Annotated in this window: 12 protein-coding genes; 1 reads left to right on the plus strand and 11 read right to left on the minus strand. The window is 68.4% G+C overall.

Going from position 1 to position 14,499, the window contains the following annotated elements:
- Positions 1 to 6: 6 nt before the first annotated feature.
- A complete protein-coding gene (locus JGR78_RS08990) occupies positions 7 to 468 on the minus strand; it encodes an Lrp/AsnC family transcriptional regulator (protein ID WP_182790524.1) in 462 nt (153 codons plus the stop codon).
- Positions 469 to 580: 112 nt separating this feature from the next.
- On the opposite strand from JGR78_RS08990, the gene putA reads away from it, so the two are divergent.
- Positions 581 to 3,988, plus strand: coding sequence for a bifunctional proline dehydrogenase/L-glutamate gamma-semialdehyde dehydrogenase PutA (gene putA, locus JGR78_RS08995; protein ID WP_182802803.1), 3,408 nt, complete (start codon positions 581 to 583; stop codon positions 3,986 to 3,988).
- A gap of 443 nt (positions 3,989 to 4,431) precedes the next feature.
- Here putA and JGR78_RS09000 read toward each other — a convergent pair whose 3' ends face one another.
- The 10 genes from JGR78_RS09000 to JGR78_RS09045 form a co-directional block, all read right to left on the minus strand.
- Positions 4,432 to 5,463: an Ldh family oxidoreductase gene (locus tag JGR78_RS09000; protein ID WP_182802805.1), complete on the minus strand. Its 1,032-nt coding sequence runs from the start codon at positions 5,461 to 5,463 to the stop codon at positions 4,432 to 4,434.
- A 25-nt stretch (positions 5,464 to 5,488) separates the two neighbouring features.
- Complete coding sequence (locus tag JGR78_RS09005; RefSeq protein WP_182790527.1) at positions 5,489 to 6,517, minus strand: proline racemase family protein; 1,029 nt, start codon at positions 6,515 to 6,517, stop codon at positions 5,489 to 5,491.
- Positions 6,518 to 6,526: 9 nt separating this feature from the next.
- The gene (locus JGR78_RS09010; RefSeq protein WP_182790528.1) at positions 6,527 to 8,194 is read right to left on the minus strand and encodes an aconitase X; all 1,668 of its coding nucleotides are present in this window, start codon (positions 8,192 to 8,194) and stop codon (positions 6,527 to 6,529) included.
- The gene (locus JGR78_RS09015; RefSeq protein ID WP_182802807.1) at positions 8,191 to 9,192 is read right to left on the minus strand and encodes a 4-hydroxyproline epimerase; all 1,002 of its coding nucleotides are present in this window, start codon (positions 9,190 to 9,192) and stop codon (positions 8,191 to 8,193) included. Before JGR78_RS09015 ends, JGR78_RS09010 begins: the two co-directional genes overlap by 4 nt.
- Complete coding sequence (locus JGR78_RS09020) at positions 9,189 to 10,439, minus strand: FAD-binding oxidoreductase (RefSeq protein WP_182802809.1); 1,251 nt, start codon at positions 10,437 to 10,439, stop codon at positions 9,189 to 9,191. The genes JGR78_RS09015 and JGR78_RS09020 overlap by 4 nt, the downstream gene beginning before the upstream one ends.
- A gap of 1 nt (position 10,440) precedes the next feature.
- Entirely contained in the window at positions 10,441 to 11,163 is a 723-nt protein-coding gene (locus JGR78_RS09025; protein WP_182802812.1) for an amino acid ABC transporter ATP-binding protein, read from the minus strand.
- Complete coding sequence (locus JGR78_RS09030) at positions 11,156 to 11,809, minus strand: amino acid ABC transporter permease (RefSeq protein WP_182790532.1); 654 nt, start codon at positions 11,807 to 11,809, stop codon at positions 11,156 to 11,158. The genes JGR78_RS09025 and JGR78_RS09030 overlap by 8 nt, the downstream gene beginning before the upstream one ends.
- Before the next feature lie 7 nt (positions 11,810 to 11,816).
- Positions 11,817 to 12,482, minus strand: a complete 666-nt coding sequence (locus tag JGR78_RS09035; protein ID WP_182790533.1) for an amino acid ABC transporter permease — start codon at positions 12,480 to 12,482, stop codon at positions 11,817 to 11,819.
- Positions 12,483 to 12,540: 58 nt separating this feature from the next.
- On the minus strand, positions 12,541 to 13,350 hold the full coding sequence (locus tag JGR78_RS09040) for a transporter substrate-binding domain-containing protein (RefSeq protein ID WP_182790534.1): 810 nt from the start codon (positions 13,348 to 13,350) through the stop codon (positions 12,541 to 12,543).
- Positions 13,351 to 13,481: 131 nt separating this feature from the next.
- The gene (locus JGR78_RS09045) at positions 13,482 to 14,441 is read right to left on the minus strand and encodes a dihydrodipicolinate synthase family protein (protein ID WP_182790535.1); all 960 of its coding nucleotides are present in this window, start codon (positions 14,439 to 14,441) and stop codon (positions 13,482 to 13,484) included.
- Positions 14,442 to 14,499: the final 58 nt, after the last annotated feature.

The raw sequence follows: 14,499 nt of genomic DNA on the forward strand, positions 1-14,499 counted from the left end.
CAGACGTCAGATCGCGGTCCAGTTCTGTTCCACCACCGCCTCCATCGCCACATAGCTTGAGGTCGAGGTGATGTAGGGCAGCGTGGAAATCCGCTCGGCCATGACCTGCCGGAAATGCGCCATGTCGCGGGACCGGATCTTGAGTTGGTAGTCGTAGCCGCCCGCGATCATGTAGCATTCCTCGACCTCGGGGATCTGGCGGACGGCGGCGTTGAACGCCTCCAGCGCCTTCTGACGGGTGTCGGACATGGACACCTCGACATAGGTCACATGGGTCAGCCCCAGCTTCAGCGGCGACAGGATCGCGCGATAGCCGGTGATGATGCCGGATTCCTCCAGCCGTTTCAGCCGCTGCGCCACGGGGGTCTTGGACAGGCCCACCGCGCGGGCCAGTTCCGTCAGCGGGATGCGCGCATCCGTCACGAGGATTTCGAGGATGCGCCGGTCGATGGGGTCAAGCTGGTTCATCCTGAAAATGGCCTTCCTTGCAGCCGTTCCGGCTGGTTCTTTGCCCATCTTTGGTCACATCGTCCAGACTTCTGCGGCTATCCTGTGCCATCCTTGAACCCGAGAGCCCGCCATGACCCCTGCCGCCTTTCCCTCCCTCGGCCTTGATGCCAAGTTCGCCGACGAGTCGGCCGTGCTGGACCGGCTGGTGTCAGAGGCCGCGATCGGCGCGCCCACGCGCCAGCGCATCACCGACCGCGCCATGGCCCTTGTCAGCCGCATCCGCAGCGAGGCAAAGCCCACGCTGATGGAGCATTTCCTGGCCGAATACGGCCTCTCCACCCGCGAAGGTGTGGCGCTGATGTGCCTGGCCGAGGCCATGCTGCGCGTCCCCGACGCCCCCACCATCGACGCGCTGATCGAGGACAAGATCGCGCCCTCGGAATGGAACCGGCACCTCGGGACGGCGGCCTCCTCGCTGGTCAACGCCTCGACCTGGGCGCTGATGCTGACGGGCAAGGTCCTGACCGAGCCGCGCCCCGGCATTGCGGGCACCCTGCGGGGCGCTGTCCGGCGCCTGGGCGAGCCGGTGATCCGCACCGCCGTCGCCCGCGCCATGAAAGAGATGGGCCGCCAGTTCGTGCTGGGCGAAACCATCGAGGGCGCGCTGGAACGCGGACGAAAGCGCGAGGCGCAGGGCTACACCTATTCCTTCGACATGCTGGGCGAGGCTGCGCGGACCGAAGCCGACGCTGCCCGCTATGCCCGCGACTACCAGCACGCGATCGCCGCGATCGGCCGGGCGGCCAAGGCGGATTCGATCGTGAAGAACCCCGGCATCTCGATCAAGCTGTCGGCGCTGCACCCCCGCTATGAGGTGGCCAAGACCAAGCGAGTCATGGCCGAACTGGTGCCCGTGGTGAGCCAACTCGCCCGGCAGGCGCGCGAGGCGGGGATCGCGCTGCATGTGGACGCCGAGGAGCAGGACCGGCTGGTCCTGTCGCTGCAGGTGATCGACGCGGTGCTGTCGGACACGGCGCTGGCCGGCTGGGACGGCTTCGGCGTTGTCGTGCAGGCCTATGGCAAGCGCGCGGGCGCGACCATCGACGCGCTCTACGAGATGGCGCAGCGCTATGACCGCCGCATGAACATCCGGCTGGTCAAGGGCGCCTATTGGGACGCCGAGATGAAGCTGGCACAGGTCGGAGGCATGCCCGGCTTCCCGCTGTTCACCACCAAACCCGCGACCGACGTGGCCTATATCTGTCTGGCACAGAAGCTGTTCGGCATGGGCGACCGGCTGTTCCCGCAGTTCGCCACCCACAACGCCCATACCGCCGCCGCCGTGCTGGAACTTGCCCAGGGACGCCCCTACGAGTTCCAGCGCCTGCATGGTATGGGAGAGCGGCTGCACGACATCCTGCTGGCCGAGACCAAGGGCAACTGCCGCATCTATGCCCCGGTCGGCGCGCACCGCGACCTGCTGGCCTATCTGGTCCGGCGGCTGCTGGAGAACGGCGCGAACTCCTCCTTCGTCCACCAGATCGTGGATGAAGGCGTGACGCCCGAATCCATCGCCCGCGACCCCTTCGAGGCGCTGGCCGAGGCCCGCGCGCCCAAGGGCCTGAATACGCCCGAGGCACTGTTCGCGCCGCAGCGCCGGAACTCGCGCGGCTTTGACCTGTCGGACGAGGGCGTGCTGGAGCGGATTGAGGCCGCCCGGCAAGCGCCCCTGCCCGCCGCCGGGCCGCTGACCGTGGCCGAGCCTTCGGGAACGACCCGTCCCGCCATCAACCCCGCGACCGGAGAAATCATCGGCGAGGTCACGGAGGCGGACGAGGCCACCGTCGCCCGTGCGCTGGACGACGCGCGTGTCTGGGACGCCCCGGCCGCGGAACGCGCCGCCATCCTGCGCCGCGCCGCCGATCTTTATGAGGAAAACTTCGGCCCCATCTTCGCCACGCTGGCGCGCGAGGCGGGCAAGACCCTGCCCGACGCGGTGGGCGAGTTGCGCGAGGCCGTGGACTTCCTGCTGTATTACGCGGCCGAGGGCGAGTCCAAGACTCGCAGCCCGCGCGGCATCTTCGCGGCGATCAGCCCGTGGAACTTCCCGCTGGCGATCTTCACCGGGCAGATTGCCGCCGCGCTGATGGCCGGGAACGCCGTGCTGGCGAAGCCCGCCGAGCAGGCCCCGCTGATCGCCGCCATGGCCGTGCGGCTGCTGCATCAGGCAGGCGTGCCCCGCCATGCCCTGCAACTGCTGCCGGGGGACGGGGCGACGGTGGGCGCGACCATTACGGCGGACCCGCGCGTCAAGGGCGTGGTCTTCACCGGCTCGACTGACACTGCCCGGGTCATCGCGCGGACGATGGCGCAGCATCTGGACCCCGGCACACCGCTGATCGCGGAAACGGGAGGTCTGAACGCCATGATCGCGGATTCGACCGCGCTGCCCGAACAGGCGGTGCGTGACATCGTGGCCTCGGCCTTCCAGTCGGCGGGGCAGCGCTGCTCGGCGCTCCGCTGCCTCTACCTGCAGGAGGACAGCGCCCCCCATGTGATCGAGATGATCAAGGGCGCGATGGACCAGCTGACGGTGGGCGACCCGTGGCATGTCTCGACCGACGTGGGTCCGGTGATCGACCGGGACGCGCAAGCCGACATCGCCGGCTACATCCAGGCCAACGGCAACGCGGTCCTGCACCGCGGCGCGCAGCCGGACGGCGGCACCTTCGTCGCGCCGACGCTGATCCGCGTGGGGGGCATCGGCGACCTTGAACGCGAGGTCTTCGGCCCCGTGCTGCACGTCGCCACCTTCCCGGCCGGGAAGCTGGACGAGGTCGTCCGCGACGTGAACGCCCGCGGCTTCGGCCTGACCTTCGGGCTGCACAGCCGCATCGACACCCGCGTGCAGGACATCAGCGAGGCGGTCCGCGCCGGCAACATCTACGTCAACCGCAACCAGATCGGCGCGGTCGTGGGCTCGCAGCCCTTCGGCGGCGAGGGCCTGTCGGGCACCGGCCCCAAGGCGGGCGGTCCCTTCTACCTGCCGCGCTTCTATGCCCCCGAAGGGGCGGACCTGGCCGAAGGCGCCTTTGAGGGCGCGCAGGACATGGCCGCGCTGGACCGTGCGCTGGGCTCAACCGAGGAGCGCCGCATCGACGAGCGCCTGATGCCGGGGCCGACAGGCGAGATGAACCGCCTGAGCCTCTACACACGCCCGCCGCTGCTGTGCCTCGGCCCCGGCCCCGGCGCGGCCCGCGCCCAGCGCGCGGCGGTCGAGGCGCTTGGCGGCTCGGCCGTCGAGGCGACGGGCCGGGTCGAGCCGCAGGCGCTCGCGCATCTGGACGGCTTCTCGGGCGCGCTCTGGTGGGGTGAGGCCGAGATGGCCGAGGCCTATGCCCGCGCGCTGGCCGGGCGGAAGGGCCCGATCCTGCCGCTGATCACGGCAATGCCCGACCGCGCACATGTCGCGCATGAACGGCATCTGTGCGTGGATACCACGGCGGCTGGCGGCAACGCGGCGCTTCTGGCGGGGTGAACTTCAAGGCGGCGTTCGTGGAGCGGACGCCGTCTTTACGCCGAGGCCTGAGCCTTGTGACGGAACAATAACACAGGACAATTTACACCGGCTGCCTGACTGCTGCGTAAAGGCAGCGGGGCGTAGCACCGGAAGGAGCCGGGGGTTGTCTGCCTCCGATCGGGCTTCGCCCCCCGGCTCACTGAAGACGCTCCACTGGACCCATCCGGCGGGAAAACAGCCATGACGGCTGTTTTCTGATCCGCCTCCTGTCCGGGCGCTCCCCAGCCCCGGGGATACTTCAGTCCAGCCCGAGGAGATGGACAAGCGCGCAACACGGAAAAACGGCAATTCCGAAGGACGTCCGGCCGCTGAATTCTGGACGTCCTGCCATCAACGCGCGTTCACCGCGACACTGAGCCTGCGTCCGGCTCCGGCAGGCTCCGGGACCAGACCGGTGAGCGTTACGCCTTGTCGCCGAAAGGCGCGCGCTCAAGCCGCTCCAGCATCTCGACCTCCTCGCCCATCAGCGTGATGCCTTCCGCCGCCGAGCGCTTCCTCGCTTCGAAGCGGCGCTGCGAGGGGAGGCGGGCGCCCTGGCCTAGGATCGCGTCGAACAGCGTTTCGGCGCGGGAGAAGGGGTCGGCGCGGCCGGCGGCGAAGCGCTCGGGCGAGAAGGCGAGGATCAACTCACCATGGTGCGGGCCAAGGGTCGTGGTGCCGAGGTAGTCCAGCGCCTCGGTGCTGGTCAGGTCGCCGATCATGGCCGCTGCCAGCAGTTCGATCATGGTCGAAATGGCCGAACCCTTGTGGCCGCCGAAGGGCAGCATCGCGCCCGAAAGCGCCTCGGCGGGGTCGGTGGTGGGGTTGCCGTCGCGGTCCACCGCGGTGCCCTCGGGCAGAGGGCGGCCCTCGATCCGGTGCAGTTCCACATCCCCCCGCGCCATGACCGAGGTGGCGAAGTCGAAGACGTAAGGAGGGGCATCCTTGCGGGGCCAGCCGAAAGCGAAGGGGTTGGTGCCCAGCAGCGGCGCGCTGCCCCCGGCCGGGGCCACGGTCGAATAGCTGGGGCACATCGCCATCGCGGCGAGACCCTCGGCGGTGATCGCCTCGATCTCGGGCCAGAGCGCCGAGATATGGGTGCAGGAGTTCACGACCAGCGCCGCCAGCCCGTGCTGCCGCGCCCGTGCCACCAGCACCGGCAGGCCGATGGCGAAGGCGGCGGTCGAGAACGCGCCCTTCGCATCGACGCGGACGATGGGCGAGCCGTCGTCCTGCAGTTCGGGTTCGGACTGCGGCTGGACCTTGCCGGCGGCGACGGTGCGCAGGCAGCCCTCGATCCGGTAGATGCCGTGGGACTTGCAGGCGTCACGCTCGCCCGCGACGATGACGCCGGCCAGCGTTTCCGCCTGAAGTTGCGACAGGCCGCCGGCCGCGAAGATGCGCGTGACCCTTTCGGCCAGGGCCTCGGGACTGAGGGTGATCAGTTGGGCCATCGTGCGCTCCTTTTCGTGGCGGGGCTTAACGGGCGCCCCATGTGTCGGTCAGCCTGTAACCCTCGGGCCAAGGGTCCAAGGGGTCAAGCATGTGCTGGTGGATGCCGGTGATCCAGCCGCGCCCTGAGATCTCGGGCCGGATCGCGGGCAACTCCCCCACGGTGGTGGTTCCAAGGATGCGGCCCGCGAAGGTGGACCCGATCAGCGAGACGGCGGTCAGCCGGTCGTTCTTGCCCATCTGCCCCCGCGCGTGCAGGACGGCCATGCGGGCCGACAGCGCCGTGCCGGTGGGCGAGCGGTCCACCTTGCCGGGACGGATCGCCACGGCGGCCCCGGCGCGCAGTTCGTTGCCCTCGCGGCTCACGGGACCGGCGAACAGGCAGAAGGAGAAATGCCGCCAGTCGGGGTTGGTTGGGTGGTGGAAGCCGAGCTGTTCGTCGGCGGCGGCGGTGATGCGGACGCCGAGGCGGGCGATGTCATGCGCCTCGTCGGGGGTCAGCGCGAAGCCCATCGCGGCGGCGTCCACGATGACGAAGCTGTCGCCGCCATAGGCGGTATCGACCTTGAGGGTGCCGATGCCCTCGACCTTGAGCGCGGCGTCCAGCCTGCCTGCGAAGCTGGGCAGGTTTTCCACGAAGATGCGCTCGGACTTGCCGTCCTTGCACTCGGCCCGGACGCGAACGAGGCCGCCCGGGGCTTCCAGCGTGATCCGCGTTTCCGGCTCGGTCATCGGCAGGATGCCTGCGTCCAGCAGCACCGTGGATACACAGATCGAGTTCGAGCCGGACATGGGCGGCGTGTCCTCCGGCTCCATGATGATGAAGGCGGCGTCGGCCTCGGGGTTCTTCGGTGGCACCAGCAGGTTCACGTGGCGGAAGACGCCGCCGCGCGGTTCGTTCAGGACGAAGTTGCGCAGGGTGTTGTCCCGCGCGATCCAGCGGGACTGTTCCCACAGCGTCTCGCCCGGAGGCGGGGTGACGCCGCCCACGATCACGTCGCCGACCTCGCCCTCGGCATGGGCGGAGATGACATGGATGGTCTTCGAGCTACGCATCGGGGCCTCTCAGGTCAGCCAGTGAGGCATGGGGGCGGCGCGGCCAGTCCGCGCGGCGCGGGCGCAGTCGGTCAGGCTGCCGAAGCGCAGGGCGCGGCCGGAGAGCCCGGGGCCGTAATGGGCGTATTTGCCGGAGTTCGTCATCACGGCCTGCGCCTGCGGCGGGAAGACGGGTTCCGTGATGGAACACCAGCAGAGATCGGGGATGACCTGCACGCCGTTGGCTTTCAGCCGCTTGAGCGTGCCGTCGCGGTCGAGGTCCGCGATGATGGCGCGGCCTGCGGTGACGATCAGGGGGATGGCGGCAGGGCCGTCCAGCAGATCCGCAAGCGCCCGGCACTCAGGGGCCGAGGCATGTGGGCTGCCGATGGCGATCAGGTCCACCTGCGTGGGGCCTTGGTTCAGTTCGACCCAGGCTCGTGCGAGATCGACGCGGGTGACGCGGCCTCGGGTGGCTTGGGGCAGCGGAGGCAGATGCGCCTCGGGCGTGACGCCCTCGATGTGCAGCATCGGTGCGCCCGAGGTGGTGCCGAAGGCCGCGCACATCGCCTTGAGGTCGTCGGTCGTGGGGCGAAGCGCCGCAAGCCCCCGCAGCAGTGGGATCGCGCCGCCTGCGGCATGGCCCGCGACATAGCCGAGCAGCGGCCAGAAGGCATCATCTTCGCCTCCGGGCGTCTCGACGTCCAGCACCAGTGCGGGGCGGCGCGCTTCCTCAAGATAGACGCCCGTCAGCGGGGCTCGGCCTGTCACGGCCATGCAGAGGTCGAGGTAATCCGGGTGCTTCGGCGTCCTCGCACCAAGGACCGTGTTGGCGAAGACGACGGCGTTGGATTCGGCCCAGGCGATGTTCTCGCCCGCTTGGGGACGATCGGTCAGCAGGTAGGGCGCGCAGGTGAAGCTGGGGCGGCAGCCCATGCGGACATAGGCATCGGCCAGGCGCGAGGCGCGGGCGCCGAAATCGGGATCGACCCCCTGCCCCGGCCAGTTCTCGCGGTCCACCGAGATGGCGTTGATGGTCGTGGGCACCCGGACCTTGGCGCCGAGTTCGTCCATCTTCTCGGCAAAGATCAGGTTCGCGGGATGGGCCAGCAGCGTGCCGTCCATATGGCCGCGCGTGATGTCGGTCAGGCGCTGGGCGCCCTGCTGGCGGGCCATGGCGCAGACGATCCGCATGGCGAGTGCCGCCGCTTCTCCGTCGCGGCCGTTCAGGATCGTCTGATCCTCGGCGGTCAGGGTCAGGGCCGCCTCGGGGGCGTTCTCGATGGGGACCGAGAGACCCTCGCCGGTGATCGCATCCGCCCCGATCCGCAGGCGCGGCTGGGCGGACAGGCGGGCGAAGTCCTCGGGGCTGACGCGCAACACCGGGACGGCGCGGCCGAACATCTCGGCCCCGATCAGCGCGCCGAGGGTCAGGATGTCCTCGGCTTCCGAGAACACCAGCGCCGCCGGCGCACGGGAGTTCAGCATCAGGTCCAGCATGACGCCCGAACCGGAACAGGACCCCCGGCTGGTCGGCATCATCACCACCGCGCCTGCCAGCGCCTGCCCATGCGCCGGGTGATGGGCGTCGATCACCCGCGCCGTCTGCGGATCGACGCCGCCCCAGAAGCTGAGGCCCTCGGCCATCGCAAGGACCGGGCCCTCGACCAGACCGGGCAGGATGCGCCGGGCGGTCATTTCACGACGAAGCCGTGGGCGAAGGGGTCGCGATCGTCGATGAAGATGGTGTTGTAGCCGGTCATCCGCGCCCAGCCCGCGACCGAGGGGATGATCGCCTCGCGGTCGCCGACGCGGGCCGCTGCCTCGACCCGGCCCTTGAAGATCGAGCCGATGATGGATTCGTGCCAGAACTCGTCCCCGACCTTCAGTTTCCCCTTGGCGGCAAGCTGCGCCATGCGGGCCGAAGTGCCGGTGCCGCAGGGGCTGCGGTCGATGGCCTTGTCGCCGTAGAAGACGGCGTTGCGGGCGTGGGCACCCGGAACGGTCGGCTGGCCGGTCCAGAGGATATGCGACAGCCCGTTGATCGCCGGATGCTCGGGATGGGTGAAGTCGTATTTCGCGTTCAGCGCCGCCCGCAGCTTGGGCGACCAGCCGATCAGCTCTCCGGCAGTGTGATCGGCCATGTCGCGGAAGTTCTTCTGCGGCTCGACGATGGCGTAGAAGTTGCCGCCATAGGCCACGTCCACGGTGATCTCGCCCAGGCCCTCGACCTCGGCGGTCAGGCCCTCGGCATGAAGGAAGCCGGGGACGTTGGTCAGGCGGACCTCCTCGACGAAGCGGCCCTCCTGCCGGTAGGTCACGTCCACGCGGCCGGCGGGGGCGTCGATGGACAGCTTCCCCGGCTCGCGTGGCTGGATCAACCCGTTCTCGATCCCCATGGTGATGGTGCCGATCAGCCCGTGGCCGCACATGGGCAGGCAGCCCGAGGTCTCGATGAACAGCACAGCCACGTCGCAGTCGGGGCGCGTCGGCGGATACAGGATCGAGCCCGACATCATGTCATGGCCGCGCGGCTCGAACATCAGCCCGGTGCGGATCCAGTCGAAGTCGCGCAGGAAATGGGCGCGGCGTTCCAGCATCGTCGCGCCTTCCAGCCGCGGGCCGCCGCCCGAGACGAGCCGCACCGGGTTGCCGCAGGTGTGCCCGTCGATGCAGGAGAAGGTGTGGGTCGTCATGGCAGCCTCTTGAAGCGTTGCGGCGAGAAACCCGCGATTTCGATGGGCGGGGTCTGCCCTGTCAGCAGGTCCGCGACCAGCCGCGCGGTGCCGGCGGATTGCGTGAGCCCGAGGTGGCCGTGGCCGAAGGCATAGGTCACGCGGGGCGTCGCCCGCGCCCGGCCGATGGCGGGCAGGCTGTCGGGCAGCGAGGGGCGGAAGCCCATCCATTGCACGCCACCCTCGGTCTTGAGCGCCGGAAGGAAGGTCTTGGCCTTCTTCAGCATCGCCTCGGACCGGCGGAAGTTCGGGGGCAGGTTCAGCCCGCCCATCTCCACGGCCCCTCCAACGCGGATGCCGGTGGACAGCCGCGTGACCACGAAGCCATGGCCGCCGAAGGTCACCTGCGTTTTCAGGTCGAAGGCGTCCGGGGGCAGCGTGGTGTTGTAGCCGCGCTCGGTTTCCAGCGGGATGCGCTCGCCCAAGGTGCGGGCGATGCGGTGGGAAAAGGCGCCCGCCGCGACGACCACCTGCGCCGCACTGAAGCTGCGGCCGTCGGTGGCGCGCAGGTCCACGCCCGAGTCGGTCGGGTACAGGGCGGCGATCTCGGCGGTCTCGATGATACCGCCACGGGCGCGGACGTGATCGGCAAGCGCCAGGGTGTAAAGCTTGGGGTCGGCGATGGAATACCAGCCGGGCGTGAAGGTGCCGTAGGTGAAACGCGGCGACATGCCGGGCTGGACCTGGGCCATCTCGGCTGCGTCCATGTGGCGGAACTCGATCCCGTGGCGGGCGCGGGCATCCCAGCCGGGCAGGCTCACGTCCAGTTCCGCCTGCGATTCATAGACCTGCAGGTTGCCCTCGCGCCACAGCATCGGGGTGGTGCCGGTCAGCGCAAGAAAGCCGTCCAGTTCCGCCTTGGACAGGTCCATCAGCGCCGTCTGGGCGACGATGGACCGCGCCACCCGGTCGGGCGCGCAGGCGCGGCCGAAACGCAGCATCCAAGGCGCGATCTGCAAGGCATAGCGCGGCGGCACCGTCAGGGGCCCGAGCGGGTCCATCAGCCAGCGCGGCGCTTTCCGCAGGATGCCGGGGGATGCCAGCGGCAGGATGTCGGTGAAGGCGAAGGCCCCAGCGTTCCCGGCCGAGGCACCAGCGGCGGGACCTTCGCGGTCGATCACGGTGACGTTGAGGCCGCGGGCCTGCGCGGCGGCGGCGATGGACAGGCCGACGACTCCCGCTCCGATGACGATCAGTTCCGCGCTCATGTCAGTGGGTCGCCGCCAGGAACTTCTGCAGATCAGAGCTTTTCGGAGCACCGAACAACTCCGCGGGCGGTGCAATCTCGGCCATCACGCCCTGATGGAAGAAGGCCACGCGGTCGGACACCTCACGGGCGAACTTCATCTCATGCGTGACGCAGATCATCGTCATCCCCTCCGAGGCCAGCATCCGCAGCGTGTCCAGCACCTCGCCCACCAGCATCGGGTCGAGGGCGGATGTCACCTCGTCGAACAGCATGTAGCTAGGCGACATCGCCAGCGCGCGCGCGATGGCCATGCGCTGCTGCTGGCCGCCCGACATCCGCGTGGGATAGACCTTGAGCTTGTCGGCCAGCCCCACATGGGTCAGTTGCTTGACCGCGATTTCCTCGGCCTGCGCCCGCGACATCCCCAGCACCTTGCGCGGCGCCAGCGTCACGTTCTCCAGCACCGACAGGTGGGGGAAGGCGTTGAACTGCTGGAAGACTATGCCGATCTTCTGGCGCAGCTTGTTGAGGTCGGTGGACTTCGCGTGAACCTCGGTCCCGTCGACAAGGATGCGGCCCGCGTTGATGGGTTCAAGCCCGTTGATGCAGGTCAAGAGCGTGGACTTGCCCGACCCCGAGCCGCCGATCACCGTCAGCACCTCGCCCTTCTGGACGGTCAGGTCGATGCCCTTCAGCACCTCGAGCGTGCCGAAGGATTTGCGGACGTTATCGATCTCAATCATTGGTCCAGCGCCTTTCGAGATAGCCGCCGAGCCGCGCCAGCGGGAAGCTGATGACGAAATAAAAGGCGCCGCAGATCATCAGCAGGAACAGCGGCTCCTGCAGGCGGGTGATGAGGATCTGCGTCGAGCGCAGCAGTTCCGTCACCTGCACGATATAGACCAGCGCCGAATCCTTCATGACCCCCAGCGCCAGGCCGATCCAGGACGGCAGCGCCACGCGGGTGGCCAGCGGCGCCACGATGCTGGTCATGTCCTGCCGCCAGGTCAGGCCCAGGGACCGCGCCGCGCGGCGGGTGGTCATGGGCACGGCCTCGATCCCGCCGCGCACGATCTCGGCGCAATAGGCGGCGGTGTACATCGTCAGCACGCCGCAGGCGACGGTGAAGCCCGACATGCGCAGCTTCAGCACGACCCCCAGGAAGGCATTGGCCAGCACAAGCTGGATCAGCAGCGGGACCGAGCGGAAGACGTCCAGCACGAAGGTCAGGGGTGCCGCCCACCACGGTCCCACCTGGTAGCGGATCACCCCGAAAGCGATCCCCAGGATGGTCCCCAGCGCCACCGAGATCAGGGTGACGAGGATGGTCACTCCCGCCCCACGAGTGAGGAACAGCAGGTCGGCGGTGGTCAGGGCCGTGTCAAACATCCGCGCCTCAATACCGGAACAGGCGCCAGGCGATCAGCCGCGCAGCCGTCTGGATCACCTTGACGATGAGATAGAAGATGACGGCCGCGATGGCGAACAACTCGAAAGTGCGGAAGGTCAGCGCGTTCAGCGCCTGCGTGACCCCGAACAGGTCGGTGTTCATCCCCACGGTCACGCCCAGCGAGGTCATCAGCACCGCCCAGACCATCTGGTTCGTCATCGGCAAGAAGGCGATCCGCAGCATCTGCGGCATGACGATATGGCGGAAGGACTGCAGCGCGGTCATCCCCAGAGACCGGCCCGCGCGGGCCTGCGTGTCGGGGATGGCCTTCAGCGCGCCGCGGAAGTTTTCCGCCAGATAGCCCGCGTTGTTGAAGGTGATGCCCACCAGCAGCGACAGGTAGGGACTGAGGTGGATGCCGAAGCTGCCCAGCCCGAAATGCGCCATGTAGATCTGGAACAGCGCGGGCGTGTTGCGCGCGACCTCGACCCAGGTGGTGGCGACGCCCCCCAGGACGCGACTGCCCGACAGCCGGAAGGTCGTCAGCAGGATCGCCAGCACGATGCCGATCAGCATCGACAGGACGGCGATCTGCATGGTGACGATCGCGCCGTCCAGCATCTGCGGCAGGCGCGCGAGGGCCTGCTTCCACTGGAATGTGTAACCGAACATCGCGCCTGACCCTGCCGAGGAAAGGGCGCGGCGCAAAGCCTGCGCCGCGCGTTGGTCGTCAGCGGTAGACGCCGGGGATCGAGAGGTTGGCGGGTTCGCCCTCGCCCACCCATTTGGTGTAAAGCTCGGCGTAGCGGCCGGTGCGGACCTGCTGGTTCACGAACAGGTTCAGGTAGTTGAGAAGTCCGTATTCCTGCCGCATCGTAAATAGTGACACATAGTCCGGCACCATCGGCGCCTTGTCCACGACGCGGATGCCGGGAAAGTTGCCGGATGCGACATTGGCGTTGGCGACCTCGACGGTCGAAACGGTCGCGTCAAGCTGGCCCTGGCTGAGCGCCAGGAACACGTCGGCCTGGGTCTGGTAGGGACGGAAGGTGCCCTCGCCCCATTCGTTGATCTTGCCTTCCAGCCAGATCGCCTCGTAGGTGCCGGCGGTGGCGCCGACGGTCTTGCCCTTCATCCCTTCCCAATCCGCCATCTCGACGCCTTCGCGGGCGACGACGGCGTTTTCAAAGGCGTAGTAGGGGATCGACATGCCGACTGTCTTGGCCCGTTCCAGCGTGTCCGAGGTCGAGGCCACGCCCACGTCTACCCGGCCCGCCATCAGCGCGGGGATGCGTTCCGGGAAGGGGGTTTCCACGATCTCGGCCGTCACGCCCAGCGCGGCGGCAAGGTCGTTGCAGTAGTCGACGTCAAAGCCGATCGGGTTGTTCTGCGCATCACGCATCCCCATCGGCGGGAAGTCCAGCACCACCGCGCAGCGCAGGATGCCCGAGGAGATGATGTCATCCAGCTTGTCGGCGTGCGCCGCGCCCGCAAAGGCGGTGGCGGCGACCAGCGCCGCGCCGAGGATCGAGGTCTTCATGGTTTCACTCCCTGTGTGGCTCGTTGGCCGTATCGAATCCTGACCTTTGTCAGCTATCCGCGCCGTCTTCGTCGGATCAACCTGAAAATACAGACAGTATGCAGGGTTGATCCGACGTAACGGCGGCAGCGTCACGCGGCGCAGTCGCTGACGCCGGGCAGCTTGCTCCATTCCGCGTACCAGGTGCGGAACTGGGTGAACTGCGCTTCGGCCCAGGCACGCTGGCTGGGGCTGAGTTCGTCCGTCTCATTAAAATGCAAGGCATATTCAGCATCGCCCTGCATGACCATCATGTGCTTGTAATACAGCACGAGATCGGTGCCCTCATCCCAGGTAGACAGCACCTCAAGCGCCTCGCCCAACTCGCGGGCGCGGACGCGGGCATTCACGTCGCCTGCCGCCGCCGCACGCGACAGCGCCACCATATGCAGGATTTCCTTGGGGATCACGTTGCCGATCCCGGTGATGGTGCCGAAGGCGCCCGCCTTGACATAGCCGTGGTAGACGCCGGTATCGACGCCCGCCATCAGCACCACGTCGGGGTTGCCGCTGGTGATGTGCTCGGACGCGTAGGTCATCGCCTGCGGGCCGCCGAATTCCTTGAAGCCGACGAGGTTCGGATGCTCGGCCCGCAGGGCGAAGAACAGGTCGGCCTTGGTTTCGAAGCCGTAATGGGGGCTGTTGTAGATCACCGCCGGCAGGTCAGGGGCTGCGGCAAGGATCGCCTTGAAGTGGTTCTTCTGCGCAATGGGCGAGTTGCCGCGCGACAGCACCCGCGGGATCACCATCAGCCCGGCCGCGCCCACCTTCTGCGCATGGGCCGCGTGGGCCACGGCCGAGGCCGAGTTCACCGCGCCCGTCCCCACGATCACCGGCAGGCCCGCCTTGACCAGCCGCTCGACCCCTTCCATCCGCTGCGCGTCGGTCAGCAGCGGCCAGTCGCCCATGGAACCGCAATAGACCAGCGCCGACATGCCGGCTTCGATCAGTTCCCGCCCCTTGCGGACCAGCGCATCGAAGTCGGGCTGGCGGTCGGACGTGCAGGGCGTCATCAGCGCCGGGATCACGCCGGTGAAAATCTCGGTGTTCATCTTGGCTCCTGTAGTGAAGCGCCGCGCAAAAGGCGGCCGATTCGAATGTTGCAGCCAG

Source organism: Paracoccus sp. MC1862, assembly GCF_016617715.1.
GTDB lineage: Bacteria > Pseudomonadota > Alphaproteobacteria > Rhodobacterales > Rhodobacteraceae > Paracoccus.

Coding starts and splice junctions, on each gene's coding strand:
- JGR78_RS09030 (WP_182790532.1), bottom strand. CDS start 11,809: ATGTTTGACACGGCCCTGACCACCGCCGACCTGCTGTTCCTCACTCGT.
- putA (WP_182802803.1), top strand. CDS start 581: ATGACCCCTGCCGCCTTTCCCTCCCTCGGCCTTGATGCCAAGTTCGCC.
- JGR78_RS09040 (WP_182790534.1), bottom strand. CDS start 13,350: ATGAAGACCTCGATCCTCGGCGCGGCGCTGGTCGCCGCCACCGCCTTT.
- JGR78_RS09010 (WP_182790528.1), bottom strand. CDS start 8,194: ATGACCGCCCGGCGCATCCTGCCCGGTCTGGTCGAGGGCCCGGTCCTT.
- JGR78_RS09005 (WP_182790527.1), bottom strand. CDS start 6,517: ATGCGTAGCTCGAAGACCATCCATGTCATCTCCGCCCATGCCGAGGGC.
- JGR78_RS09020 (WP_182802809.1), bottom strand. CDS start 10,439: ATGAGCGCGGAACTGATCGTCATCGGAGCGGGAGTCGTCGGCCTGTCC.
- JGR78_RS09035 (WP_182790533.1), bottom strand. CDS start 12,482: ATGTTCGGTTACACATTCCAGTGGAAGCAGGCCCTCGCGCGCCTGCCG.
- JGR78_RS09045 (WP_182790535.1), bottom strand. CDS start 14,441: ATGAACACCGAGATTTTCACCGGCGTGATCCCGGCGCTGATGACGCCC.
- JGR78_RS09025 (WP_182802812.1), bottom strand. CDS start 11,163: ATGATTGAGATCGATAACGTCCGCAAATCCTTCGGCACGCTCGAGGTG.
- JGR78_RS09000 (WP_182802805.1), bottom strand. CDS start 5,463: ATGGCCCAACTGATCACCCTCAGTCCCGAGGCCCTGGCCGAAAGGGTC.
- JGR78_RS08990 (WP_182790524.1), bottom strand. CDS start 468: ATGAACCAGCTTGACCCCATCGACCGGCGCATCCTCGAAATCCTCGTG.
- JGR78_RS09015 (WP_182802807.1), bottom strand. CDS start 9,192: ATGACGACCCACACCTTCTCCTGCATCGACGGGCACACCTGCGGCAAC.